Below are 23,555 nucleotides of genomic sequence, written 5' to 3'. Positions count from 1 at the left end.
TCCAGTCCCTCGACCGCTCCATCACATTCTCGAAAGGAGCGAATCATGATCTTCCCGAGTTACATGTCAGCTGCGAGGATCTTGCCCGTGGTCATGGAGCCCCCTGGGCCCAACCCGCTGGGGCCGAAGAAGAGGATCAACAGCGACAGCAGCAGTCGTTCCAGCCGCCGCCGCAGCCGCCGTCGCCGTTGAGCGAGGCGTAGTTCAGACCTGATCACGACCTGGCCGCCAGTGGCCAGGTCTTCGTCTTCCGCGGTCATCCACGGCGTTCGCGGTCCAGCTCGTTGAGGATCCCGGCCAGGCCCAGCTCGAAGCGGCGGGTGAGGCCGGGGGCGCCGGTGAGCTCGTCCGCCACGGCCGTCACGTGGGGATAGCGGTCGGCGGGCAGCTCGCGCAGGAAACGGGTGATCTGGGCGAGGCGGGCGGGGTTGTCGGGGCCCTTGCCGAAGGCGATCTCCTGGCCGGCGAAACCGGTGACGTAGAACAGCAGCAGCAGGTAGCCGTAGCTCGACAGCCGGTTGTCGAACCCGGCCTGGCGCAGGACGCCGATGATGTGGTCGGCCAGCCGCAGCCCGTTCGGCCCGAAGGGCACCCTGCCCGGCAGGAGCCGGGTGGCCGCGGGGTGGGCGAGGAGGACCTGCCGGAGTTCGAGCCCGATGCCGGCCAGCCGCTCGGTCCAGGGGCCGTCGTCGTCGGCCGGCAGCCGGCACTTGCCCAGGACCACGTCGATCAGCAGGTCGAACAGCTCGTCCTTGCTGCGTACATGCCAGTAGAGCGACGGCGATTTGATGTCGAGCGCCACGGCGAGCTTGCGCATGCTGAACGCGTCGAAACCGTGCTCGTCCAGGAGATCGAGGGCCGCCTGGGCGATCTGGGCGCGGTCCAGCCTCGGCTCGGTCTCCTCGATGCCACTGGGAAAGCCGGGATCTTGACGTGCCATGCGCGAACTCCTCCGTCTGCCACGCACCAATCTAGCAGTGCAAGGCAATCCCTAGCGGTGTTAGGGTTTCCCTCGCACTGCTAGGGATTGCCGGCGAGAGGACTGCGGGACATGCATGTGATCGTCATCGGTGCGGGGCTGGGCGGGCTGTGCCTCGCACAGGGGCTCCGGCAGAAAAACATCAGCGTCGCCGTGTACGAGAGCGACGACGCCCTGACCTCGCGGCAGCAGGGCTACCGCATCCACATCGACGAGCACGGCGACCGGGCCCTGGCCGCGAACCTGCCCGAGCGGCTGCACCGGTTGTTCCGCGCCACGGCCGGACGACCGCGTACCAGCACACCTGTCTTCGACCACCGTCTTGAGCGGCTCACGGTCCTGGAGCCGTCCGACGGCGGCGTGCACCTGGCGGTCGACCGGCTGACGCTGCGGCGGATCCTGCTCTCCGGCCTGACGGACACGGTCCGGTTCGGCAAGCGGCTCACGCACTACCGCACCGGCGCCGACGGCCGGGTCACCGCGTACTTCGCCGACGGCAGCACCGCGACCGGCGACGTGCTCGTGGCGGCGGACGGCGTCAACTCTCCGGTGCGCAGGCAGTATCTGCCGCACGCGCGCGTGGTGGACACGGGTCTGCGGCAGCTGTACGGCAAGGTGCCGCTCACGGCGCGGACCCGCGAGCTGTTCCTGGACGACATGTTCGCCGTGTTCACCCCGATCATCGGCCCGGACGGCAGCTTCGTCGGCGTCGCCCCGGTGGAGTTCCCCGAGCCCGTGCCGGCCGAATCAGGAGTCACCCAGGACTACATGACCTGCTCCTTCGGCGCCCGCCGCGAGCTCCTGCCGCCCGACGACGAACTGCGCGCCATGCCGGGGACCGAACTGCGTGCCCTGACCCTGCGGACGATCGAGGACTGGCACCCCCGGGTCCGGGCGATCATCGACCACTGGGACACCTCCACGGTCTTCGCCCTGGTGCTCCGTACCAGCGTGCCGATCGAGCCCTGGCCGGCCACCAACGTCACGCTGCTCGGGGACGCCATCCACGCGATGAGCCCCGCGGGCGGGATCGGCGCGAACACCGCCCTGCGCGACGCGAGCGCGCTCACCGCCGCCCTCGGCGCGGCCGCCGCGGGCCGGCCGCTCCTCCAGGCGCTGGCCGAGTACGAGTCCGCGATGACCGCCTACGGCTTCGCCGCCGTACGCACCTCCGCCGAGAACGGCCACCGCCTGCTCGGCCAGGACCCGCTCCCCGCCGCCTGAGTGGCGCGTTCTCCGGCGATCTGGCGAGAATGATGACCTGGCGCGGGGAGGTGCGATGGAGAACGAGGACCGGACGTCGGACTCGCCCTACATCGAGCGGGTCTATCGCAGCGAGGGCGTCTCCACGGTCAAGCGGATGCACTCGGTCGCCAACTCCAACTGGGAGCTGGTGATCTGGGAGCACTGCGGGCGCGCGCACGTCGCGATCCGCGGGCCGGAGACCAGGCCGACCACGGTGGACATGAGCCCCGATGGGTCCGCGTTCGGGATCATCTTCGCCCACGGCGCGGCCATGCCGCACCTGCCCGTCCAGGGCCTGGTCGACTCCGCCGTGCTGTCCCCGCACGTGACCTCGGACACGTTCGTGCTGCAGGGGGAGGAGTGGGAGCTGCCGGGCTTCGACAACGCCGAGGTCTTCGTGGACCGGCTCGTGCGTTCCGGCATCCTGGTGCGCGACCCGCTGGTGACCGACGTCGTCGCGGGCGACGACGCCCCGCGGCTGAGCGCCCGCTCGGTGCAGCGCCGGGTGGTCGCCGCCACCGGGCTGACGCAGGGGGCGATCCGGCAGATCGAGCGCGCCCGGGAGGCGGCCATGCTCCTCGGCGAGGGCGTCGCGCCGCTGGACGTGGTGCACCGGCTCGGCTACTACGACCAGCCGCACCTTTCCCGCTCGCTCACCCGGTTCATGGGCCGTACGGCGACCGAGCTGCAGCATCCGGACCCGGACGAGCCCCTGTCGCTTCTGTACAAGTCCGGGCAGTGAATCTCTCATAGCGTGCAACCACCTACCCACCTCGGTTAGCACAGGAGCGGGACCATGCCCAAGTTCGCCCTCGTCTACCAGTACGACCCCGCAGCGACGGGCCCGGCCGAGGGAGAGGTGCCGGACTGGTTCGCCTATGACAAGGAGGTGCGAGAGGCCGGCGTCCTCGCGTACGAGGCCGGCTTCCACGAGGCCAGCAGCGGCCGGACGGTGAGCGTGCGCGACGGCGCCACGGTCGTGGACGACGGGGTCGCGCCGACGTCCGGCGCCATCGTCGCCGGCCTGTACGTCGTCGACGTCGCGGACATCAACGCCGCCACCTCGTGGGCGGAGAAGATCCCCACCGCCCGCTACGGCAGCGTGGACGTGCGCCCCGTCGTCGAGTAGGAGGGGTGGCAGTCTATGGTCGCCTATGGTGTGTTTGTGACTGCCAGCCAAGGCCGCCGTGACCAGCTCAAAGAGTTCCTGCGTGGCAAGCGGGAGGCTCTCACCCCCGCCGACGCCGGAATGCCCGCCGGAGGGCGCCGCCGCACTCCGGGACTGCGCCGGGAAGAGGTGGCGGTGCTCGCCGGGGTGGGAGTGTCCTGGTACACCTGGCTGGAGCAGGGACGCGACATCAAGGTCTCCGACGCCGTGCTGGACGCGGTCGCCCGCGCGCTGCAGCTTGACGAGGCGGAGCGGGCGCACCTGTACGTGCTCGCCGGGCTGAACCCGCCGGACCCCGCGGGCCGGCCGGGCGAGCCGGTGAGCGAGCAGCTGCGCGCGGTGCTGGACGCCTGGATGCCCAACCCGGCACACGTGCTGGATCGGCACTACAACCTGGTGGCGATGAACGACGCGGCCAGGTGGGTGTTCGGATTCGACGGCGAGGTCCGCAACTGCATGGTGGCGTTCTTCACCCATCCGATCTACCGCGGCAGGTTCACCGCATGGCACGAGTTCGCCCCGGACATGGTGGCCGACTTCCGTGCCGGCGCGGCTCGCTATCACGACGATCCGCTCTTCGGGCAGATCGCCGAAGAGCTGTGCGGCGCCAGCGCGGAGTTCGCCGAGTTGTGGGCCCGGCCGGATGTCCGCTCCCGCTCCCAGGGGATCAAGGCGATCACGCACCCCGAAGCCGGGGACCTCGTCTTCGAGTACTCGCTGTTCCGGCTGCCGGATCGTACGGACCTCAACGTGGTTCTCCACACGCCGCATCCCGACACCGACACCAAGGCGAAGGTGGAGAGCCTGGTGGTGGCACACCCAGGATGAGCTGACACTGCCTCACCGAAAGCCGTCCCACCACGATGGACGGCATGAAGGCAATCACGATCCCCGAATTCGGCAGCGCGGACGTCCTCCGCCTCGACGAGGTCAAGCTCCCCGAGCCCGGGCCTGGGCAGGTCTCCATCGACGTGGCCTACGCGGGCGCGAACTTCGCCGAGATCCTCTACCGGCAGGGCGTGGTGGACGTACCGCTGCCTTTCGTACCCGGCATCGAGGTGTCCGGCCGCATCCGGGCGCTCGGCCCCGGCGTCGAGGGCCTGCGCGTGGGCCAGTCGGTCGCCGCCCTGACGATCGTCGACAGCGGCGGCTACGCGGAGGCGGTGGTCACCTCCGCGGACCTGGTGGCCCCGTTGGACGGCCACGACCTGGGGCTGGGCATCGCGGCGGCGCTGCCCTCCAACAGCACCACCGCGTTCCTCGTGCTCGACCGGGTGGCCCGCATCGAACCCGGGGAAAGCGTGCTCGTGCACGCCGCCGCCGGAGGCGTGGGCAGCCAGCTCGGCCAGGCCGCCCGGTTGCTGGGCGCGGGCCGCGTGGTGGGCACCGTGGGCAGCCCCGCCAAGATCGAGACCGCCAAGGCGTTCGGCTACGACGAGGTCGTCCTGCGCGACCAGGTGGCCGAGGCCGGTCGGTTCGACGTCGTGGTGGACATGGTCGGCGGTCCGGCCCGGCGCGGCAGCCTGGACCTGCTCGCGCCGATGGGCCGGATGGTGGTGATGGGCAACGCCTCCGGCGCCGAGGACGTGGGGATCTCGGCCAACGAACTGTGGTTCACCAACAAGACGGTGTCCGGGTTCAACCTGGCGGCCTTCTCCGCCGCCTTCCCCGCGGAAGCAGGCCGGGCGCTGCGTCGGGCCGTGGCCGCGGCCGCCGGTGGGGAGCTGCGGGTGCAGGTCGAGTCGCTACGGCTGGAGCAGGCCGCACAGGCCCACCGCCGCATCGAGTCCGGCCGCACCACCGGCAAGCTCGTACTCGAAGTCGAACGAATCTAGGCGCGCAGCGCCCCCTCGTGGAAGGCCTTGCTTGTCAGCCCTTGATGGCGCCCACGATCACGCCCTTGGTGAAGTGGCGTTGGACGAAGGGGTAGATGATCAAGGCGGGGATCACCGCGATGACCACGATGGCCATTTTGATGGCGAGTGTCGGCGGGGAGTCGCCGGTCACGCCTGCCGTGGCGCTGGGCAGCGGGTTGGAGTCCACCACGTACTGGCGCAGGATCAACGCCAGCGGCCACTTCCTGGTGTCGTCGATGTAGAGCATCGCGTTGAACCAGGCGTTCCAGTAGCCGACCGCGTAGAACATCGCCACCACGGCCGTGACCGCCTTCGACATGGGCAGGACGATGCGCCACAGGATGCGGAACTCGCCCGCCCCGTCGATGCGGGCGCTGTCCAGGACCTCTCCCGGGATGCTCATGAAGAACGAGCGCAGCACCACCACGTTGAACGCCGAGACGGCCGTCGGCAGGATCAGCGACCAGTAGCCGTCCTTCAGGCCCAGGCCGCTGACCATCAGGTAGACCGGGATGATGCCGGGGAAGAAGACGAACATCAGCAGCACGCTGAACAGCAGCGGGCGGTGGAGGAACGAGCCCGGGCGCGACAGCGAGTACGCGCCCAGGATGCTCACGCCGGCGCTGAGGAGCGTCCCGACCACCGTGACGCCCGTGCTGACCAGGACGGCCCTGCTGACGACCGTGTCGGAGAAGATCTGCTCGTACGCCTCGAACGTGATCCCTTCCGGCACCAGCACCAGCCCGCCCGCACGGTTGACCGTGGCGGCCGAGCTGAGGCTGGTCAGGACGATGGTGTAGAGAGGGCCGAGCACCACCACGACGACCAGGGTGATCAGCGAGCCCTTGCCGAGCCGGCCGAACGGCGAAGGGCGTTCCTCCCACGGCGCGAGCCGGGAAGGCTTACGGGAGGTGAGTACGGTCATGATCGCGAATACACCCCTCGCTCGCCGAACGCGTGCGCGACCCGGTTGGCCGCCACGATGAGCAGCAGCCCGACCAGACCCTTGAACAGCCCGGCCGCCGCCCCGTACCCCAGGTCCCCGGTACGCAGGCCCGACCAGTACACGAACGTGTCGAAGACCTCGGACGCCGCGCTGCCGACGGCGCTGCGCTGCAGCATGAACTGCTCGAACCCGACGTTCAGCGCGTCCCCGAGCCGCAGGATCAGCAGGAGCACGATCACCGGACGCAGCCCGGGCAGCGTGATGTGCCACATGCGACGCCAGCGGCGGGCCCCGTCCACGGCGGCGGCCTCGTACAGGTTGGGGTCGATGGTGCTGAGGGCGGCGAGGAAGATGATCGCCCCCCAGCCGGCGTCCTTCCAGACGGTCTGGGACGTGATCAGCAGGATGAACGTGTCCGAGTTCGTCATCCAGTCGACGCCCTCATGGCCGCGCTCCCGCAGGATCTGGGCCAGCAGCCCCGCCCCGCCGAACATCTGCTGGAAGATGGCGATGACCAGCACCCAGGAGAAGAAGAACGGCATGTAGACCACGCCCTGCACGAACGCCCTCAGCCTGGCCGAGACGATGCTGTTGAGCAGCAGCGCCAGCATGATCGGCACGGGGAAGTAGAAGACGAGCTGGAAGGCCGTGATGGACAGGGTGTTCGCGATGGCGCGCAGGAACTGGGGGTCCTGGAAGAGCAGCGCGAAGTTGGTGAAGCCGATGATCGGGGAGCCGGTGATCCCGCCGGTGTACGGGTTGTAGTCCTGGAACGCGATGACGTTGCCCAGGGCGGGGATCCACCAGAAGGCGAGGACGAGCAGCAGCATCGGGAGGTTCATCACGAGCAGCGGCCAGTCCCGCCGGAGCTTGGCCCGCCAGGTCAGCTCGTGGGGCTTGGCGGTGACGCTCAAGGGGTGCCGGGCCGTTCGCCTGGCCGTCGTCACGCCCATGAGAGGCCCCTTGCGGTACCCAACGTCACAGCCTGCCGTTCTCCCGCGCGACCTTCATGTAGAACTCGCGCGCCTCGTTCCCGCCCTGCTCCTGCCACTCCTTGACGATCTTCGGCCACTCGGACATCGGCCGCTTGCCCCGGAAGATCTCCTGCATCTTGTCCTCGGTGGGCGTGGCCAGCCCGGCCATCTTGGAGGGCGTCTCCACCCGGATGCCCACGAACGGGTCGTTGTCCAGGATCTTCGAGGCCTGCGTCTGCCAGTCGTACTGCGCCTGGACCAGGCCCTTGTACTGGCTCTTCTCGTTGGCGTTCGGCCGGCCCGACAGGAACATGTACGTGGGCGCGACCTCCTTGCGCCCGAGCGCCGTCTGCTCGACCTTGCCGTCCTTGACGTCGTAGTGCTTGCCCTCGACGCCGTTGAAGACCAGCTCGTACTCCTGGGTGCCGAACGGCGCCGCGCACCAGTTGGACAGGGCGAGCAGCTCTCGGGTGCGGGCGTCGCCGAGGCCCTTCTTGATGAAGACGAACATGCCGGCGGGCTCGTTGCGCCACATGATGGTCTTGCCGCCGGGCTTGGCCGGGTAGGGGGCGACGATCTGCATGTCGAACTTGGGGTTGTCGGCCTGGAATCGGCCCAGGGCCTCGTGCCAGGCGCCGGGCCCGTCCCGGTAGATGACCATCTGGCCGCTGCCGAAGATGGCTTTGTTGTCGGCGTCCTTGTTGGCGACGACATCGGGGTGCACCCACCCGGCTGCGAAGAGCTTGCTCATGAACTCGATCGAGGCGGCCCACTCGGCGGTCTCGTACTTGTACTCGAGGGTGCCGTCGCTCTTCTTGCGCCACTCGCGCGGCGCCCCGAAGGCCCGCTGCATCTCCTGCTCCATGGCGCCGCCGAAAGCCCAGCGCTTCTTCTTCGGGTCGGTGATGGCCTTGCCGAGCACGAGCAGGTCGTCGCCGCTCTTGGGCTGCTGCAGGCCCAGCTCGTTCAGGATGTCCTGGCGGACGAAGGTGGCGAACGGGTACGGGTCGTTCTGCCAGGGGATGCCCTGCAGGACGCCGCCGAAGACGCCGTACTGCCAGGCCGCGGTGTCGAAGTTGGCCAGCAGCGGGAACTCCTTGGCCTTGTCCCCGGCCAGGTAGGGGGACAGGTCGGCGAAGAGCTTGTTGACCGCCTCGGTGAAGTGGGCGATCTTGATGAGCTCCCAGCCCGGGACCATGAGCATCTCGGGCACGTCGCCGCTGGCCAGCAGGGTGCTGAGCTTCTGCCCGTACGTGTTGCCGTCGGAGATGTTGAAGCGCACGACGCCGCCGAGGCGCTCGTTCACGTAGTCGTAGTAGGAGTTGCTGCCCAGGCCGGGCGGCACCGTGCCCCACAGCGGAGTCATCGCGGTCACTTCCTTGCCGCTGGTCAGCGGCTTGGTGGTGACGGCCTGCACCATGGTGGCCGGGCGGGTCAGGAAGCCGGGCGAGACGAACTCGGCGCCGGGCAGATCGGGCTTGAGCCCGGGGATCTCGAACGGCACCCGTGTGGGCACCAGGCTCTTGAGCTTGTCGGCCGCCACGGCCGTACCCTTGGACAGCTGCTTCTTCTCGGCGCAGCCGGCCACCAGAACGCTCGCACCGACCAGGCCGAGGAATCCGCGGCGGGACGTGTTGGTTGCCATGGCCCGCTCCCTTCTCCAAGTGGGGATGACCTCGTTAAAATTAGTTGGTATTACGACCAAACAAATTAGTAGACTGTGACCGTGGCCACAAGGGATCGCGACGTCACAGGTTGGTGCCGATGAGAAGCTGCGCGGCATCGACTCCTGTTGGTGAAGGGAGACCGGGATGCGGCATGCTGGGGTCATCTCTTGGCGGGAACGGGGCTGATTTTGATCACTTCTACGACCGGCCCTCAGCCGGCCGACTTCGCCGACGTACGGGCCACCAACCTCGCGGTCGTGCTGCGGTTCGTCCGGGAGCACGCGCCCTGCTCGCGGGCCGACATCGCGGCCTCCACCGGGCTCAACAAGGCGACGGTCTCCAGTCTCGTCGCGGACCTCATCGACCGGCGGCTGGTCCGTGAGACGGGGCTGACGGAGAACCGGGTCGGGCGGCCGGCCACGATGCTGGTGCTGGACGGCTCGCCGTACGCCGCCATCGGGGTCGAGATCAACGTCGACTACGTGTCCGCCGTGGCCGTCGACCTGGCGGGGGAGCGGCTGCTGACGTGGCGGCGCTCGTTCGGCGGCGGCGAGTCCGTCAACCAAGGGGTGGCGGGCGTCGGCGCGATCATCAGGCGGGTGGTCAGCCGCATGACCAAGGAGGAGCGCCAGGTCCTGGGCCTGGCCGTGGCCGTGCCGGGGCTGGTCGACGTCCAGGGCACCGTACGCATCGCGCCCAACCTCGGCTGGCGCGACGCCGACATCGGCGGAGACCTGACCAAGGCGCTGCGCGACCCCGGCTTCCCGATCCAGGTCGACAACGACGCCAACCTCGCCGCCCTGGCCGAGCAGCGCTTCGGCGCGCACGCGGGGGCCTCCGACCTCGTCTACCTCACCGGCGAGATCGGCGTGGGCGCGGGGATCATCCTCGACGGGCGGCTGCGCCGCGGCCGCCTCGGCTACAGCGGCGAGATCGGCCACGTCCAGCTCGATCCCGACGGTCCCGAGTGCCACTGCGGGCGGCGCGGCTGCCTGGAGGTCATGGCCGGGATCGGCGCCGTGCTGGGCAAGGACCCCTCTCCCGCCGAGATCCAGATGGAGATCGAGGAGTCCGTACGCCTCGCCCGCGTCGGCGACCCGGCCACTTTGGCCACGCTGGAGTCGGTGGGCCGGAGCCTGGGCAGGGGCGTGTCGATCCTGGCGAACCTGCTCAATCCCGAGGTGGTGATCCTGGGCGGCTACTACGTCCCGCTGGCGCCGTGGCTGCTGCCCGCCGTCCAGGACGAGATGGACGACCGCGTGATCGCCTCCGGGTCGGGCGGCTGCCAGGTCGTCGCCTCGACGCTGGGCCACGACGCGGCCGCGCTGGGCGGTGCCGCGAGGGTGCTCGACTCCATTGATTCGGGGAGATTGCCCCGAGTCCCTTGACCTTGGTCACCGGGGAGTGCACTCTTCAGTCAACCCACCGAAATGTCCGTGTAACTTCCCCAGGCCGGTCGTCGAAGCGCTTCGACACTTTCATAGGGATGACCATGCAAGAACCCTTCCGCGACCCAGCGATCCCGATTCCCGACCGGATCGACGACCTGGTGCGCCGGCTCACCCTTGAGGAGAAGGTGGGGCTGCTGCACCAGTATCAGGCGCCGGTCGAGCGGCTGGGCCTCGGCGCGTTCCGCACCGGCACCGAGGCGCTGCACGGGCTGGCCTGGCTGGGACCGGCCACCGTGTTCCCGCAGGCCGTGGGGCTGGCCTCGACGTGGGATCCCGACCTCGTGCGCAGGGTGGGCGAGGCCACCAGCGACGAGGTGCTGGCCTTCCACCACAAGGATCCGGCCGGCGCGGGGCGCAATGTGTGGGCCCCGGTGGTGAACCCGCTGCGTGACCCCCGCTGGGGGCGCAACGAGGAGGGTTACTCCGAGGATCCGTGGCTGACCGGCGTGATGGCCACGGCCTATGCGCGTGGACTTAGTGGGAGCGCTCCCGAAGTCCTCAAGACCGCCCCCACGCTCAAGCACTTCCTGGCCTACAACAACGAGACCGACCGCTGCACGACCTCCAGCAACCTGCCGCCGCGGGTGCTGCGCGAGTACGAGCTGCCCGCCTTCCGGCCCGCCATCGAGGAGGGGGTGGCGGTGGCGGTCATGCCGTCGTACAACCTGGTCAACGGCCGACCCGCGCACCTCAGCCCGCTGATCGGCGAGGCGCTGCGCGCGTGGGCGCCCGACGACCTGCTGGTGGTCAGCGACGCGTACGCGCCGGGCAACCTCACCGCGCTCCAGGGCTACCACGACACGCTGCCCGAGGCGTACGCGCACGCGATCAAGGCGGGGATCGACAGCTTCACCCAGGACGACGACCGCTCCGAGGCCACGCTCGGCCACCTGCGTGACGCGCTCTCCCAGGGCCTGCTGGCCGAGGAGGACGTGGACCGGGCCGTGCGGCACGCGTTGTCGATCAGGTTCCGGCTGGGGGAGTTCGACCCGGCGACTCCGTACGACGACATCAGCGACAACGTGGTCAACTGCCCCGAACACCAGGCGCTGGCCAGGGAGGCGGCGCGGCGCTCGTTCGTGCTGCTGAAGAACGACGGGCTGCTGCCGCTCGACGGCGTGACCAAGGTCGCGGTGATCGGGCAGCTCGGCGACGCGCTCCTGGAGGACTGGTACAGCGGCACCCTCCCGTACGCGGTCACCGCCCGCCAGGGGCTGGGCGAGCGGTGCGAGACGGTGTTCTGCGAGGCCGTGGACCGGGTGACGCTGACCGCCGAGGCCGGGCCGGTTGCCGCCGATCCCGCGGGCGGGCCGCTCAGCGTGGGCTCGGAGGCGGGCACGTTCGACCTGTTCGACTGGGGTGGCGGGGCCTACGCGCTGCGGGCCGTGGCGACCGGCCGGTTCGTGTCGGTGGACGGCGTCACGCTGGTGAACGACCAGCCGGGCCCCAACGGGTGGGAGGTGCGCCAGACGTTCCGGATGGAGGAGCGACCGCGCGGCACGCTCGCCCTGCGCCACATCTCGACCGGCTGCTACGTCGGCGCCGGCGACGACGGTGTGCTGCGCCTGGTCGACGACGCCGACCAGGCGGTCTGGCTGGCCATGGACGTGCTCAGGAGCGGCACCGACCAGGCCGCCCGCCTGGCCGCGGCGGCCGACGTGGCGGTCGTGGTGGTCGGCGACCACCCCCTCGTGAACGGCCGCGAGACCGAGGACCGCATGACGCTGGCCCTGGCCCCCGGGCAGGACGCCGTGGTGCGGGCCGTCCGCAAGGCGAACCCCCGTACCGTCATGGTCATCACCAGCGGCTACCCGCTCACCTGGACCGACGACGAGGTCCCGGCCGTGCTGTGGTCGGCCCACGGCGGCCAGGAGTACGGCCACGCCCTGGCCGAGGTGCTCTTCGGTGACGCCGACCCCGAGGGCCGCCTCACCCAGACGTGGTACCGCTCCGAGCAGGAGCTGCCCGACCTGCTCGACTACGACATCATCGCCTCCGACGCCACGTACCTGTACTTCCGCGGCGTCCCGCTGCACCCGTTCGGCCACGGCCTGAGCTACACGACGTTCGAGTACGCCGACCTGCGCGTACAACTGGACGGCGACCTGGTGCGGGCCCGCGTCACCGTGACGAACGCCGGCCCGCGGCCCGGCGTGGAGGTCGTCCAGTTCTACACCCACCAGCAGCGCTCCCGCGTCAAGCAGCCGCTGCGCCGCCTGCGCGGCTTCGAGAAGGTCCGCCTGGCGCCCGGCGAGAGCCGCGCCGTCACCCTGACCCTGCCGGTGCCGGAGCTGGCGTTCTGGGACGTGACCAGGAGCAGGTTCGTCGTGGAGAGCGCGCCGCACCAGCTCATGGTCGGCCGCAGCGCCACCGACCTGCGCCTGAGCGCCCGCTTCGAGGTGGACGGCGAGAGCGTGCCGCCCCAGTCGGGGCTGCTGCGCGCGGCGGCGCACGACGAGTACGACGCGATCACGTTCGTGGACGAGACCAAGGTGGACGGCGACGCCGTCAGGTCCGACGCGGAGGGGGCCTGGATCCTCTTCCGGCAGGTCGATCTCAGCGGGGCCACGACGTGCGTGGCGACGGCGGGCAGCGCGGAAGGCGGCATGATCACCATCCGCCGCGGCGACCCCCTCTACGGGGAGGCCCTCGCCACCTTCCCCGTCCCCAGGACCGCCCGCTACGCCTACCACGCCATCACGGCCTCGCTCGCGGCCGCCGACGGCGTGCACGACCTTTATGCCGTGTTCGAGGACGACGGCGTCACGCTGGCCCGGCTCGACTTCGGAGCCGGGGCTTGAGCGGGCGCACGGTCACGATCTCCCAGGTCGCCAAGCACGCGGGCGTGGCCGTCAGCACGGTCTCCTACGTGCTCAGCGGCAAGCGGACGATCTCGGCCGACACCAGGCGCCGGGTGCTCGACAGCATCAGCGCCCTCGGCTACCACCCCAACGCCGGCGCCCGCGCCCTGGCAAGCAAGCGCTCCAACGTGATCGCGCTGGTGCTGCCGCTGCGGGCGGGCATGCACGTGCCCGTCCTGATGCGCTTCGCCAGCGCCGTGGTGACGGCCGCGCGCCGGTTCGACCACGACGTGCTGCTGCTGACCGCCGACGAGGGCACCGAGGGCATCCGGCGGGTGGCCGCGAGCGCGCTGGTGGACGCGCTGGTGCTCATGGACGTCGAGCTGGACGACCGCAGGGTGCCGCTGCTGCGCGAGCTGGCCGAGCCGAGCGTCCTCATCGGCTTCCCCGCCGAGCCCGCCGGGCTGACGTGCGTCGACCTCGACTTCGCCGCCGCGGGCGCGCGGTGCGTGGACCACCTCGCCGAACGCGGCCACGAGGAGATCGCGCTGCTCGGGGCGCCTTCCGTGGTGTACGAGCGGGGGACGGGGTTCGCCCGGCGGACGCGTGAGGGGTTCGTGGAGGCGGTGGCCGCCCACGGTCTGCAGGGCGTCGCGCTGCCGTGCGAGGACACGTTCGACGAGGTGTACGAGACCGTACGCGGCCTGCTCCTCGACCGCCCCGGCCTGTCCGGGCTGGTCGTGCACAACGAGGCCGCGGTCGGCCACGTGCTGGCGGCGCTGCGGCAGCTCGACCGCCGGGTGCCGCACGACGTGGCGGTGGTGGCGATCTGCCCCGACGACGTGGCCGAACGGGCCAGCCCGCCGCTCTCCTCCGTGCTGATCCCGGCCGAGGAGGTGGGCAGGGAGGCGGTCCGCCTGGTCATGGACAAGCTCGAAGGCCGCGCGGTGCCCGACTCCACCCTCCTCACCCCGCTCCTGGCCGTGCGCGCCAGCACCTGACCCAAAGCGGCGTCAAGCGTGTCCGCTTTTTCGCCTCCTGGAGTTCCGCGTCCCCTTCTGCGGGCAGGCTGGCCGAGGCGAGGGGAGAGAACGCATGACTGAGCCGCGCATGCCCCCGGGGGCCGCCGACTCGGACGCGGAGGGGCTGACGGCCGTGACGGCCGGCGGGGTCGGGCTCCGCCACATCATCGATGTGACCGCGAAGGAGGCCGAAGGGGTCACGGCGGTCGAACCGGTCGAGGGCGGCTGGAAGATCGGCGTCGAGGTCGTCGAAGACCGTCGCATCCCCTCCTCGGACGACATCCTCGCCCTGTACGAGGCCCGGATCGACGCGGAGGGCGGCCTGCTGTCGTACCGGAGGCTGCGGCGCTACCGGCGCTGCGACGCGGATGGGTCACCTACAGGAGGGTGACCTAGCATCGGGTGCGTGGACGACCCTGGCGCGGAGGTGTTCGAGGGGCAGCGGGCGCGGCTGTTCGGGCTGGCGTACCGGCTGCTCGGCTCCGCCGCCGAGGCCGAGGATATGGTGCAGGAGACGTACCTGCGATGGAGCCGGGTCACCGGGCCGGTCGAGGTCCCGGCCGCCTGGCTGACCAGGGCGATCACCAACCTCTGCCTCAGCCGGCTCACGACCGCTCGACGGCAGCGGGAGAGCTACGCGGGCCCGTGGCTGCCCGAGCCGGTGCTCACCGCTGACGGGGCCCTCGGACCGCTGGAGACCGTCGAGCAGCGCGAGTCCGTGTCGATGGGGGTGCTCATCCTGCTGGAGCGGCTGACGCCGGTGGAGCGGGCGGTGTTCGTGCTGCGGGAGGCGTTCGGGCACAGCCACGCGGAGATCGCCGACGTGGTGGGCATCGAGGAGGTGCACTCCCGTCAGCTCCACCGGCGGGCGCGGGCGCACGTGGGGGAGCCGCGCAAGCGCTTCGCGAGCGACCAGGAGCAGCACCGGCGCATCGTACGGCGATTCCTGGAGGCCGCCGTGCACGGCGACGTCGCCGCCCTGGAACGGTTGCTCGCCGACGACGTGGTCGCCTGGACCGACGGGGGCGGCTCCGTGACCGCGGCCCGGCGGCCGGTACACGGGCCGGCGAAGGTGACGCGCTACCTGGGAGGGCTGGTCACCCGGCCGGAGGCGGCCGGGGTGGTGGCCGAGTTCCTGGAGGTCAACGGGGAGCCCGCGGCGCTGATCCGCGGCCCCGGCGGTGACCTGCTGGCGATCATGACCATGGAGCTGGACGGCGACCACGTCGCCGTCGTCCGGACCACCGTCAACCCGGCCAAACTCGCCTTCGCCGGGGCACAGCTCGCCTGATCCGGGTGTGAGCACGATCACACGCCAGTCCTGTCACGGATGGGCGGACTCGCCAGTTCAGGAACCATGACAGATCGCATCGTGGTGCTGGGAGCCGGATATGCCGGACTGGGAGCGGCCAAGCGCGCCGCACGACGGCTGCGGGGCGCCGGAGCTCGGGTGACGCTGGTCAACGCGGCCGACCGGTTCGTGGAGCGCATCCGGCTCCACCAGCTCGCCGCCGGCCAGCGGCTGCCCGACCTGCCGCTGGCCGGCCTGCTCGACGGCACCGGCATCGAGCTGGTGGTCGCCCGGGTGACCGGGATCGACCCGGGTTCGAGGACGGTACGCCTGGACGCGCCTCCGTACGAGCTCTCCTACGACGTGCTCGTCTACGCCCTCGGGAGCGCGGCGGAGCTGGATTCGGTGCCCGGGGTGCGCGAGCACGCGTACACGCTGGCCACCGCCGACGAGGCCGTCCGGTTGGGCACCCGCCTCGCGGGGACCGGCGAGGTGACCGTGATCGGCGGCGGACTGACCGGGATCGAGGCCGCGACCGAGTTCGCCTTCACCCGTCCTGGGCTGCGCGTCTCGCTGCTGTCGGGCGGCCTGATCGGGGAGAGCCTGTCCGCGCGTGCCCGCCGCCACCTCCACCGGGCCTTCCGCCGCATGGGCATCGCCATCCGCGAACGCGCGCCGATCGCCAAACTCGGCCCGAACGGCCTGCTGCTGGCGAACGGGGACGAACTGCCCGCCGAGACCGTGGTCTGGGCCGCCGGTTTCCGCGTCCCCGGCCTGGCCGCGGAGGCCGGGCTGGCCACGGACCGGCACGGACGCATGCTCGTGGACCGGTCACTGCGGTCGGCGTCGCATCCGGAGGTGTTCGGCATCGGCGACGCCGCCCGCACCCTTGACCGGAGCGGGCAGGTCGCCCGGATGGCCTGCCAGACCGGCCTCCCCATGGGGATCTGCGCGGGCGACGCGGTGGCCGACCTGCTGAGCGGGCGGGCGCCGCGGCGGGCCAGATTCCGGTACGTCTGGCAGAACATCAGCTTGGGCCGGCACGACGGCGTCACCCAGTTCACCCGTCCCGACGACAGCCCGCTCGACGCCGTCCTCACCGGCCGGACCTCGGCGGCCTTCAAGGAGAGCATCGCCCGTGGCACCGTCTGGGCTATGCGCCACCCGGGCCCGTACCGGCCGTGACGGCCCATCGCTCGTGGTCCCGCCACGCCCCGTCGATGAACTGGAAGTCCGGCGAATACCCCTCCCGCCGGAAGCCGGCCCGCTTGATCAGGTTCAGGGAGGGGGTGTTGGACGGCTGGATGTTGGCTTCGACCCGGTGCAGCCCCAGCTCGCCGAACGCGTACCGGACGAGCAGCCGCAGCCCCTCGGTCATGTAGCCCCTGCCGGTCGTGGACGAGTAGGCGCAGTAGCCCAGGGTGCCGTCCTGGCGGGTGCCCCGGATGATGTTGTTCAGGTTGGCCCGGCCGACGATCGCGCCGGTGTCGACCCGGCAGATGACGAATCCCTCGTTCGCCGGGTCGTCGAAGCGCGCCATGTAACCGTCGAAGGCCTCGTCGGTGGTGATGGGGGCGCCGGGCATCCAGCGGGCGAGCAGGTCGGCGCTCTCCCGGTTCAGGGCCAGGAATTCCGTACGGTCGCGGTGGCCGATGCGGCGGATGCCGACGCGGGCGCCCTGGGCGAGGTAGGTCACTTATCGATCTTGTCGTAAGGCCGGCCACGACGCGCACCGCCAGGACCGGCCGTCCCACTCGACCGGGAACGGCACCGCGTGCGGGAGCGGCGCTCCCCACACCTGCTCGCCCAGCCCGGGGCACAGCACGCTGAGCCCGGCGGTGAGGCTGCCCACATGCCCGACCAGAGCGACCGTCCCGCTGCCGCAGGCGGCCATCTGACCCGGGTGGGTGGTGGGCTCGCCTGGGTGGACGGTCGTCGTGCTCGGGGAGGTGGCGGGCTCGCTTGGATGGACGGCCGTCATGCGCGGGTGGGCGGCCGGCTCGCTCGGGTGGGTGGCTGCGATGGAGGTGAAGGCGGCGACCACCCGGGCCACGACCGCGTGCCCGGTCTCGCCGTCCGCCACCGCCTCGCCCAACCGCCCGTCCACGACCCAGGAACGCAACACCTCGGCGGTACGCGCCCGGACCGCCGGGTCGGCGGTGCCCTCCAACCGCCCGATCCCGAACTCCACGAGCCCTCGCAGCGCCACCACCTCCTCCCGCAGCCCCAGCGCCCGCGCGATGATCTCGGCGGTCTGCCGGGCGCGCACCGCCGTACTGGCGTGGATCCGGATGACGCCCTCTCCCCGCAGCCGCTCGGCCGCCTCCGCCGCCTGTGCCCGCCCCTTCGGGGTCAGCTCCGCCGACGGCAGCGCCCCGGCCACCCCGGCGACGACGTTCTCCGACTCGGCATGGCGCAGGCACAACACGCGGACACCCATGCGCCCGACCCTACGAGCCCGAGCCCCTGGCGTGCTCAAGACTCCGGAGAAGGGCGTCGAGCGACTCCTCGGGGGCCTGTCCGGCGGTGTCGACGAGGACGCGTTCGCGCTCCCACGGCTCGTACTCGCGCTCGACGACCTCCCGCCAGTCAGGCGGCCGCAGGTCGGGGATGTCGATCGAGCGCGAGGTCACGCGGTGCCGATGCTCGGCGGGATCGGAGCAGACCACCTCCACCTCGGCCACCGGAACGCCCGCCTTGACCCCGACCTCCCGCCAGGCGTCGCGGGTGACGCCCAGTGGGTTCACCGACTCCGCGATCACCGTCAGCCCCTGCCTCAGGTGCTCCTCGGCCAGCGCGTAACCGACGACGTATCCGGCGGGGCCGATGGGGTGGCGGGCCAGGCCGGAGCGGACGATCGCCTGCTCGATGGTGTCGATCCGCACGTGCACCGCGCCGATGCGGGCGGCGAGGAGCCGGGCGAGCGTCGTCTTGCCTGTCGCGGGGAGACCGCCGATGATGATGAGCACGCACCCCATGCTAGGAAGCCCACCCGGCGAGCGCGGAAATTGTCACTCCCGTAGTCCAAGCTGAACCCGTCCGCTCTCGCGAAGGGGTGCCGTTCGTGTCGATCCAGGTCGCCGGCCGCCGTCGTTCGGCTGCCTCACTCGCCAAGGCCTTCCCCGGCGCCGAGGTCATCGACGTGACCTCCAAGGCGGACGAGCCATGGGTGCGGCTGAGCCCGTTCTACCCGCACGGCGGCATCCCTGTCCCGCAGACCCCGGGCGTCACCAGCCAGAGCGTCGAGGGGATCTGGCAGGCGCTCAAAGTCTTCGAGACCGCCGACGTCGACCCGGCCAAGCTCGCGATCACCACCATGACCGGCCTCAAACGCACCGTACGCAAGCACGGCCCGGTGCGCGGCCACCGCGACGGCCTCCACGGGGACCGCCTGCTGACCTACCAGGCCGCGCGGCGCCGCATCTACCTCCCGGCCTACCGCTGGGTCCTGGAGCACAAGACCGGCGATCTCGTGGAGCGCCTGCGCCTGCTCGCCGCCGACCGCGAGGTCGTCCTCCTCGACTACACCACCAACGGCGACATCGACGACCCCGCCACCCCGCTCTCCCACGCCGCGCTGATCTGCCTGCACATCCAGGAGAAATGGCCCGAGGAAGACTGACCCGCGGTCACCATCAGGTTCCCCAGTCACTAAAAAGTGCGTTCTTCCATGTCAGGGCACACTCTCTTATGGTTTCTGAGTAACTACAAGAGATCACGGGCGTCCCGGTTCGGCGGACGCCCGGACAAGGAGGCAGGCGACATGGCCATCACTCTCGTCAACCCCGACGGGTTGCCCAAAATCGATGTCTACCGGCAGGTGTCGATCGCGTCAGGGACGAAGCTCGTCTTCCTCGCCGGACAGGTCTCCTGGGATGCCCAGGGGGTCACGGTCGGCGAAGGCGACCTCGCCGCGCAGGTCGAACAGTGCTACCTCAACATCGCCACCGCCCTGGCCGGGGTAGGCGGCTCCTTCGACGACGTGGCGAAACTGACCGTCTACGTCGTCGACTGGACCCCCGACAAGATGCCCGCGCTCCTGGAGGGCATCTCCCGTGCGGGTGCGAAGCTGGGGGTCACTCCGGTCCCACCGGCCACACTGCTGGGCGTTGCGGCACTGGACATCCCCGAGCATCTGGTCGAGATCGAAGCCACCGCGATGCTCAGCACATAAAAGGGGATGAACCTCTCCAGGGTTCGGTGCGAGGCTGGGCTCGTGAGCGACACGCAAACCGTGGTCCTGGTCGAGGGAGTCAGTGACAAGTCGGCCGTCGAAGCGCTGGCCGAGCGCCGCGGCCGGAACCTGGCGGCCGAGGGCATCTCCCTGGTGGCGATGGGCGGTGCCACGAACATCGGGACGTACATCGGCAAGTTCGGCCCTCCCGGTCGCGATCTCCGGCTGGCCGGTCTGTGCGATGTCGGGGAGGAGGGCGACTTCCGGAGAAGCCTCGAGCGCGCCGGCCTCGGATCCGACCTCAGCCGAGGCGATCTGGAGGCGCTCGGATTCTTCGTGTGCGTCGCCGACCTGGAAGATGAGCTGATCCGCGCCCTCGGCACCGCCACGGTCGAGCGCGTTGTGGACGAAGAGGGCGAGCTCAGATCATTTCGCTCGCTCCAGAAGCAACCCGCATGGCGCGGGAGGGCCACTCACGACCAGCTGCGCCGGTTCATGGGATCGGGCGGTGGCCGCAAGATCCGCTACTCCGCCCTGCTCGTCGCGGCCCTCGATCTCGATCGCGTGCCGCGCCCGCTGGACATGCTGCTGGCCCACACCGCCGCGTGAGGCCCCCACGTAGCGCCTAACGCGCGAGCGCTCCCCGCGGGCTCGTGAGCCCAGGGGGAGCGCTCGTTGTGCGTTTACCAGTCGTCGGGGCTCCGGGTTACCAGTCGCCGCCGCCGAAGTCACCGCCGCCGAAGTCGCCTCCGCCGCCGCCGAAGTCGCCCCAGCCGCCGCCGCCGTCGCCGCCGCCGAAGTCACCGCCACCGCCGCCGTCGGCGTAGCCCTCGGCATAGCCGGCGCCGTAGCCGCCGTAGCCGAAGCCGCCGCTGAGCATGCTGCCCATCATGGTGCCGATGAACATGCCGGTCATGATGTCGCCGAAGCCGCCGTAGTAGCCGTACGCGTACGGCTGGTACGCGGGCCCCGCGTCGTAGTAGGGGCGGCGCTGGCCGTCGACCATGACCTCGCGCATCTGCGGGTCGAAGCCGCGCTCCACGGCCTCGGCGTCCATCTTGCAGGCGGGCACGTCACGGACGGCGCCACCGGGCGGGGCCCAGCGGACGTCGCGGGCGGACGGGCCGTGCTGCGGGTTGAAGAAGCAGGGGGCGCGCCGCTCGGGGACCGGGTCGTTGTGGACCTTGGCCTTCACCACGGCCAGCGCGTAGCGGCCGTCCTCGAGGGTCTGGGTGACCTCGCGGACCTGCTCGGCGCGCTGGACGTTGGCCAGCTGGGTCTTGGCCTTCTCGTAGGAGTCGAGCGCCTGCTGCCACTCCTCGATGTGCTTGCCGCCCTGGCCGGCGAGCGTCACGTCGGTGTCGAGGGAGGTGATCTCCTCGCCCAGCTTGGTGACGTCCTCGTCCACGGTCTGCTTGACGGCCGCCAGGTCCTTGGCCTCCTGGATGGCCTTCTTCTTCTTGCGGTTGCTGGAGTAGAGGAAGTAGCCGCCACCGCCGACCACGACCAGGCCGCCCAGGGCGATCAGCGCGGCGGTGCCGCCGGCGCCGGGGTTGGCCTGGCTGCCGCTGTCGAGCGCGGAGCGCTTGCCGTCGACGGCGAGGTCAACGCGGTTGACGAAGTCCTTCATGCCGTCCACGACGTTGCCGGAGTTGGCGCTCACCGCGAGGTTGGCCAGCCTGCCCGCGACACCCTGCTGGCGGATGGCGCTCGAGGCCGCGAACAACGTCTCGCCGTCGAGCACGGCGAACGTGGCGCGGTTGCGGCCGGCCTTCGTGAGCTCGGAGTTGAGCGAGCTCATGTACGACGCAATCGTGGAGTTGTCCAGCGTGCCGTCGGGGAGCGCCACGGTATAGATCTTGCTCTTGGCCCCCTTCAGCGCGTCACGGATCTCATTCTGCTGGTCCGACGACAGCGGTGAACCGGACTCCACGAAAAGCGGGTCCTTCTTGTCCTTCCAGTAGGACACCACCGACTGAGCATCAGGGGGAGCCGCCGCGTTGGCGGCAGGGGACAGCGCAAGCACGACGATTAGACCGGCGATCAGAGCCGCAAGCGCGGCCCCTGCTCGGCGCAGCGAGTGGGTCATTGGCAGCAAGCCTCCTTCGCCCATGAGGACGAACGAGCGGTCGGCAAAGTTCCTCACTGTCGCACGTTACCTGTCCGCGAGCGCGCGGGCGCACACCGTGGCGAAGATGCCGGAATCTCCGTCAGGTGTCCTTGATCTCACAGATCGCGGCGCCCGACGTGACCGTCTGCCCGACCGCGGCCGTGAGTCCCGTGATCGTGCCCGACTTGTGGGCGGCCAGCGGCTGCTCCATCTTCATGGCCTCCAGCACCACGACCGTGTCGCCCTCGTTCACCACGTCCCCGTCCGTGGCCACGACCTTGACGATCGTCCCCTGCATGGGACTGACCAGCGCGTCTCCGCCCGCCGCCGACGCCTTCCCGGCGCGGGCGGCACCGCGTCGCGGCGCCTTCGCGGGTGCCGGCGCGGACGCGCCGAACCCGGCGGGCAGCACCACTTCGAGGCGTTTGCCCCCGACCTCGACCGTCACCGTCTCGCGAGCGGCGGCGCCGGCGTCCGGGCCCGAGGCGATCTCTTCCTCGTACGGCGCGACCGTGTTCTCCCATTCCGTCTCGATCCACCGCGTGTGCACCGAGAACGGCGAGGAGACGAACGCCGGATCGGACACGACGGCCCGGTGGAAGGGCAGCACGGTGGGCATCCCCGAGATCTCGAACTCGGCCAGCGCCCGCCGCGACCGCTCCAGCGCCTCCTGCCGCGTCCGGCCGGTGACGATCAGCTTCGCCACCAGCGAGTCGAACGTCTGCGGCACCGTCATCCCCGCCTCGTAGCCGGCGTCGAGGCGCACCCCGGGCCCGGCGGGCGGGCGCATGACGGTCAGCGTCCCGGGGGCGGGCAGGAAGTTGCGCCCGGCGTCCTCCGCGTTGATCCGGAACTCGATCGAGTGCCCGCGCAGCTCCGGGTCGCCGTACTCCAGCGCCTCCCCGTCGGCGATCCTGAACATCTCCCGCACCAGGTCGATCCCCGACACCTCCTCGGTGACCGGGTGCTCGACCTGCAGCCGGGTGTTCACCTCGAGGAACGAGATGGTCCCGTCCTGCCCTACGAGGAACTCGCACGTGCCGGCCCCGACGTAGCCCGCCTCCTTCAGGATGGCCTTGGAGCCGGAGTAGAGGATCTCGAGCTGCTCCCGCGACAGGAACGGCGCCGGCGCCTCCTCCACCAGCTTCTGGTGGCGGCGCTGGAGCGAGCAGTCGCGCGTGCTGACCACGACCACGTTGCCGTGCGCGTCGGCCAGGCACTGCGTCTCGACGTGGCGCGGCCGGTCGAGGTAGCGCTCCACGAAGCACTCGCCCCGTCCGAACGCCGCGACGGCCTCGCGCACGGCCGACTCGTACAGCTCGGCGACCTCCTCCAGGTTGCGCGCCACCTTGATGCCGCGCCCGCCGCCGCCGTACGCCGCCTTGATCGCGATCGGCAGCCCGTGCTCCTCCGCGAACGCCACGACCTCGGCCGCCCCGGAGACGGGGTCCTTGGTGCCCGCGACCAGCGGCGCGCCGACCTTCTGCGCGATGTGCCTGGCCCGCACCTTGTCGCCGAGCGCGGCGATGGCCTCCGGCGGCGGGCCGATCCAGATCAGGCCCGCGTCGATGACGGCCTGCGCGAAGGCGGCGTTCTCGGCCAGGAAGCCGTATCCGGGATGCACGGCGTCGGCGCCGGAGCGCCGCGCGACGTCGAGCAGCTTGGCGATGCCGAGGTAGGTCTCCGCGGGGGATCGACCACCCAGCGCGTACGCCTCGTCGGCGACCTTGGCGTGCAGGGCGTCGAGGTCCTGGTCGGCGTAGACGGCCACACTTCCGATCCCGGCGTCCTGGCACGCGCGGGCCACCCGTACCGCGATCTCGCCGCGATTGGCGATCAGAACCTTCCGCACCGACCTAAGTCCTTCCTGA

Annotated in this window: 24 protein-coding genes; 14 read left to right on the top strand and 10 right to left on the bottom strand. The window is 70.8% G+C overall.

Annotated elements, in window-relative coordinates; translation table 11 throughout:
* Positions 1-59: 59 nt before the first annotated feature.
* Positions 60-260, bottom strand: coding sequence for a hypothetical protein (locus tag ACWDRB_RS15615; protein WP_449894274.1), 201 nt, complete (start codon positions 258-260; stop codon positions 60-62).
* A complete protein-coding gene (locus ACWDRB_RS15610; RefSeq protein WP_449894271.1) occupies positions 257-940 on the bottom strand; it encodes a TetR/AcrR family transcriptional regulator C-terminal domain-containing protein in 684 nt (227 codons plus the stop codon). Before ACWDRB_RS15610 ends, ACWDRB_RS15615 begins: the two co-directional genes overlap by 4 nt.
* A gap of 111 nt (positions 941-1,051) precedes the next feature.
* On the opposite strand from ACWDRB_RS15610, the gene ACWDRB_RS15605 reads away from it, so the two are divergent.
* From ACWDRB_RS15605 to ACWDRB_RS15585, 5 genes are read left to right on the top strand one after another with little or no spacing between them, the layout of a single operon-like run.
* Positions 1,052-2,203 carry an FAD-dependent oxidoreductase gene (locus tag ACWDRB_RS15605; RefSeq protein WP_449894269.1) on the top strand — a complete coding sequence of 384 codons (1,152 nt, stop codon included), beginning with the start codon at positions 1,052-1,054 and terminating at the stop codon, positions 2,201-2,203.
* A gap of 55 nt (positions 2,204-2,258) precedes the next feature.
* Positions 2,259-2,966: a helix-turn-helix domain-containing protein gene (locus tag ACWDRB_RS15600; protein WP_449894267.1), complete on the top strand. Its 708-nt coding sequence runs from the start codon at positions 2,259-2,261 to the stop codon at positions 2,964-2,966.
* A 54-nt stretch (positions 2,967-3,020) separates the two neighbouring features.
* On the top strand, positions 3,021-3,353 hold the full coding sequence (locus tag ACWDRB_RS15595) for a YciI family protein (protein ID WP_449894265.1): 333 nt from the start codon (positions 3,021-3,023) through the stop codon (positions 3,351-3,353).
* 36 nt (positions 3,354-3,389) lie between these two features.
* Positions 3,390-4,220 carry a helix-turn-helix transcriptional regulator gene (locus ACWDRB_RS15590; RefSeq protein ID WP_449894263.1) on the top strand — a complete coding sequence of 277 codons (831 nt, stop codon included), beginning with the start codon at positions 3,390-3,392 and terminating at the stop codon, positions 4,218-4,220.
* Between the two features lie 44 nt (positions 4,221-4,264).
* Positions 4,265-5,227, top strand: a complete 963-nt coding sequence (locus ACWDRB_RS15585) for a quinone oxidoreductase family protein (RefSeq protein WP_350731378.1) — start codon at positions 4,265-4,267, stop codon at positions 5,225-5,227.
* Positions 5,228-5,261: 34 nt separating this feature from the next.
* Here ACWDRB_RS15585 and ACWDRB_RS15580 read toward each other — a convergent pair whose 3' ends face one another.
* From ACWDRB_RS15580 to ACWDRB_RS15570, 3 genes are read right to left on the bottom strand one after another with little or no spacing between them, the layout of a single operon-like run.
* Positions 5,262-6,173, bottom strand: a complete 912-nt coding sequence (locus ACWDRB_RS15580; protein ID WP_449894259.1) for a carbohydrate ABC transporter permease — start codon at positions 6,171-6,173, stop codon at positions 5,262-5,264.
* Positions 6,170-7,147 (bottom strand): ABC transporter permease, encoded by a 978-nt coding sequence (locus ACWDRB_RS15575; protein WP_449894256.1) that lies wholly within the window; start codon positions 7,145-7,147, stop codon positions 6,170-6,172. Before ACWDRB_RS15575 ends, ACWDRB_RS15580 begins: the two co-directional genes overlap by 4 nt.
* Before the next feature lie 25 nt (positions 7,148-7,172).
* The gene (locus ACWDRB_RS15570; RefSeq protein ID WP_449894254.1) at positions 7,173-8,813 is read right to left on the bottom strand and encodes an extracellular solute-binding protein; all 1,641 of its coding nucleotides are present in this window, start codon (positions 8,811-8,813) and stop codon (positions 7,173-7,175) included.
* A 210-nt stretch (positions 8,814-9,023) separates the two neighbouring features.
* On the opposite strand from ACWDRB_RS15570, the gene ACWDRB_RS15565 reads away from it, so the two are divergent.
* The 6 genes from ACWDRB_RS15565 (at position 9,024) to ACWDRB_RS15540 (ending at position 16,585) form a co-directional block, all read left to right on the top strand.
* On the top strand, positions 9,024-10,223 hold the full coding sequence (locus tag ACWDRB_RS15565; protein WP_449894252.1) for an ROK family protein: 1,200 nt from the start codon (positions 9,024-9,026) through the stop codon (positions 10,221-10,223).
* Positions 10,224-10,327: 104 nt separating this feature from the next.
* Positions 10,328-13,087 carry a glycoside hydrolase family 3 C-terminal domain-containing protein gene (locus ACWDRB_RS15560; protein ID WP_449894689.1) on the top strand — a complete coding sequence of 920 codons (2,760 nt, stop codon included), beginning with the start codon at positions 10,328-10,330 and terminating at the stop codon, positions 13,085-13,087.
* Positions 13,084-14,088, top strand: a complete 1,005-nt coding sequence (locus ACWDRB_RS15555) for a LacI family DNA-binding transcriptional regulator (protein ID WP_364243256.1) — start codon at positions 13,084-13,086, stop codon at positions 14,086-14,088. The genes ACWDRB_RS15560 and ACWDRB_RS15555 overlap by 4 nt, the downstream gene beginning before the upstream one ends.
* Positions 14,089-14,182: 94 nt before the next feature.
* On the top strand, positions 14,183-14,500 hold the full coding sequence (gvpO, locus tag ACWDRB_RS15550; RefSeq protein ID WP_397371182.1) for a gas vesicle protein GvpO: 318 nt from the start codon (positions 14,183-14,185) through the stop codon (positions 14,498-14,500).
* Between the two features lie 15 nt (positions 14,501-14,515).
* Positions 14,516-15,400 carry an RNA polymerase sigma factor SigJ gene (sigJ, locus tag ACWDRB_RS15545; RefSeq protein WP_449894249.1) on the top strand — a complete coding sequence of 295 codons (885 nt, stop codon included), beginning with the start codon at positions 14,516-14,518 and terminating at the stop codon, positions 15,398-15,400.
* 66 nt (positions 15,401-15,466) lie between these two features.
* Positions 15,467-16,585, top strand: coding sequence for an NAD(P)/FAD-dependent oxidoreductase (locus tag ACWDRB_RS15540; protein ID WP_449894247.1), 1,119 nt, complete (start codon positions 15,467-15,469; stop codon positions 16,583-16,585).
* Here the strand turns inward: ACWDRB_RS15540 and ACWDRB_RS15535 are convergent.
* From ACWDRB_RS15535 to ACWDRB_RS15525, 3 genes are read right to left on the bottom strand one after another with little or no spacing between them, the layout of a single operon-like run.
* Positions 16,554-17,096 carry a GNAT family N-acetyltransferase gene (locus ACWDRB_RS15535; RefSeq protein ID WP_355190581.1) on the bottom strand — a complete coding sequence of 181 codons (543 nt, stop codon included), beginning with the start codon at positions 17,094-17,096 and terminating at the stop codon, positions 16,554-16,556. The genes ACWDRB_RS15540 and ACWDRB_RS15535 overlap by 32 nt on opposite strands.
* Positions 17,097-17,840 (bottom strand): histidine phosphatase family protein, encoded by a 744-nt coding sequence (locus ACWDRB_RS15530; RefSeq protein WP_449894244.1) that lies wholly within the window; start codon positions 17,838-17,840, stop codon positions 17,097-17,099. It lies immediately after the preceding gene.
* Between the two features lie 10 nt (positions 17,841-17,850).
* A complete protein-coding gene (locus ACWDRB_RS15525) occupies positions 17,851-18,369 on the bottom strand; it encodes an AAA family ATPase (protein WP_449894242.1) in 519 nt (172 codons plus the stop codon).
* A gap of 95 nt (positions 18,370-18,464) precedes the next feature.
* On the opposite strand from ACWDRB_RS15525, the gene ACWDRB_RS15520 reads away from it, so the two are divergent.
* The 3 genes from ACWDRB_RS15520 to ACWDRB_RS15510 all read left to right on the top strand — a co-directional run bounded on the left by ACWDRB_RS15520 (position 18,465) and on the right by ACWDRB_RS15510 (position 20,183).
* The gene (locus ACWDRB_RS15520) at positions 18,465-19,022 is read left to right on the top strand and encodes a DUF6939 family protein (RefSeq protein ID WP_449894240.1); all 558 of its coding nucleotides are present in this window, start codon (positions 18,465-18,467) and stop codon (positions 19,020-19,022) included.
* Between the two features lie 141 nt (positions 19,023-19,163).
* Positions 19,164-19,574: a RidA family protein gene (locus tag ACWDRB_RS15515; protein ID WP_449894238.1), complete on the top strand. Its 411-nt coding sequence runs from the start codon at positions 19,164-19,166 to the stop codon at positions 19,572-19,574.
* A 42-nt stretch (positions 19,575-19,616) separates the two neighbouring features.
* Positions 19,617-20,183, top strand: a complete 567-nt coding sequence (locus ACWDRB_RS15510) for a TOPRIM nucleotidyl transferase/hydrolase domain-containing protein (RefSeq protein ID WP_449894236.1) — start codon at positions 19,617-19,619, stop codon at positions 20,181-20,183.
* A gap of 97 nt (positions 20,184-20,280) precedes the next feature.
* Here ACWDRB_RS15510 and ACWDRB_RS15505 read toward each other — a convergent pair whose 3' ends face one another.
* Together ACWDRB_RS15505 and ACWDRB_RS15500 are read right to left on the bottom strand one after the other, a co-directional pair.
* Positions 20,281-21,663, bottom strand: a complete 1,383-nt coding sequence (locus ACWDRB_RS15505; RefSeq protein WP_449894233.1) for a hypothetical protein — start codon at positions 21,661-21,663, stop codon at positions 20,281-20,283.
* A gap of 121 nt (positions 21,664-21,784) precedes the next feature.
* The gene (locus ACWDRB_RS15500; RefSeq protein ID WP_449894231.1) at positions 21,785-23,536 is read right to left on the bottom strand and encodes an acetyl/propionyl/methylcrotonyl-CoA carboxylase subunit alpha; all 1,752 of its coding nucleotides are present in this window, start codon (positions 23,534-23,536) and stop codon (positions 21,785-21,787) included.
* Positions 23,537-23,555: the final 19 nt, after the last annotated feature.

Source organism: Nonomuraea sp. NPDC003707 (genome assembly GCF_053587055.1).
The sequence above is the reverse complement of the archived record's forward strand: the minus strand, read 5'-3'. Positions and strand labels throughout refer to the sequence as shown.

Excerpts from the sequence above, each read along its gene's own strand:
- ACWDRB_RS15615 (WP_449894274.1), bottom strand. The coding sequence starts at position 260 with ATGACCGCGGAAGACGAAGACCTGGCCACTGGCGGCCAGGTCGTGATC.
- ACWDRB_RS15610 (WP_449894271.1), bottom strand. The coding sequence starts at position 940 with ATGGCACGTCAAGATCCCGGCTTTCCCAGTGGCATCGAGGAGACCGAG.
- ACWDRB_RS15605 (WP_449894269.1), top strand. The coding sequence starts at position 1,052 with ATGCATGTGATCGTCATCGGTGCGGGGCTGGGCGGGCTGTGCCTCGCA.
- ACWDRB_RS15600 (WP_449894267.1), top strand. The coding sequence starts at position 2,259 with ATGGAGAACGAGGACCGGACGTCGGACTCGCCCTACATCGAGCGGGTC.
- ACWDRB_RS15595 (WP_449894265.1), top strand. The coding sequence starts at position 3,021 with ATGCCCAAGTTCGCCCTCGTCTACCAGTACGACCCCGCAGCGACGGGC.
- ACWDRB_RS15585 (WP_350731378.1), top strand. The coding sequence starts at position 4,265 with ATGAAGGCAATCACGATCCCCGAATTCGGCAGCGCGGACGTCCTCCGC.
- ACWDRB_RS15580 (WP_449894259.1), bottom strand. The coding sequence starts at position 6,173 with ATGACCGTACTCACCTCCCGTAAGCCTTCCCGGCTCGCGCCGTGGGAG.
- ACWDRB_RS15575 (WP_449894256.1), bottom strand. The coding sequence starts at position 7,147 with ATGGGCGTGACGACGGCCAGGCGAACGGCCCGGCACCCCTTGAGCGTC.
- ACWDRB_RS15570 (WP_449894254.1), bottom strand. The coding sequence starts at position 8,813 with ATGGCAACCAACACGTCCCGCCGCGGATTCCTCGGCCTGGTCGGTGCG.
- ACWDRB_RS15560 (WP_449894689.1), top strand. The coding sequence starts at position 10,328 with ATGCAAGAACCCTTCCGCGACCCAGCGATCCCGATTCCCGACCGGATC.
- gvpO (WP_397371182.1), top strand. The coding sequence starts at position 14,183 with ATGACTGAGCCGCGCATGCCCCCGGGGGCCGCCGACTCGGACGCGGAG.
- ACWDRB_RS15540 (WP_449894247.1), top strand. The coding sequence starts at position 15,467 with ATGACAGATCGCATCGTGGTGCTGGGAGCCGGATATGCCGGACTGGGA.
- ACWDRB_RS15530 (WP_449894244.1), bottom strand. The coding sequence starts at position 17,840 with ATGGGTGTCCGCGTGTTGTGCCTGCGCCATGCCGAGTCGGAGAACGTC.
- ACWDRB_RS15515 (WP_449894238.1), top strand. The coding sequence starts at position 19,164 with ATGGCCATCACTCTCGTCAACCCCGACGGGTTGCCCAAAATCGATGTC.
- ACWDRB_RS15505 (WP_449894233.1), bottom strand. The coding sequence starts at position 21,663 with ATGACCCACTCGCTGCGCCGAGCAGGGGCCGCGCTTGCGGCTCTGATC.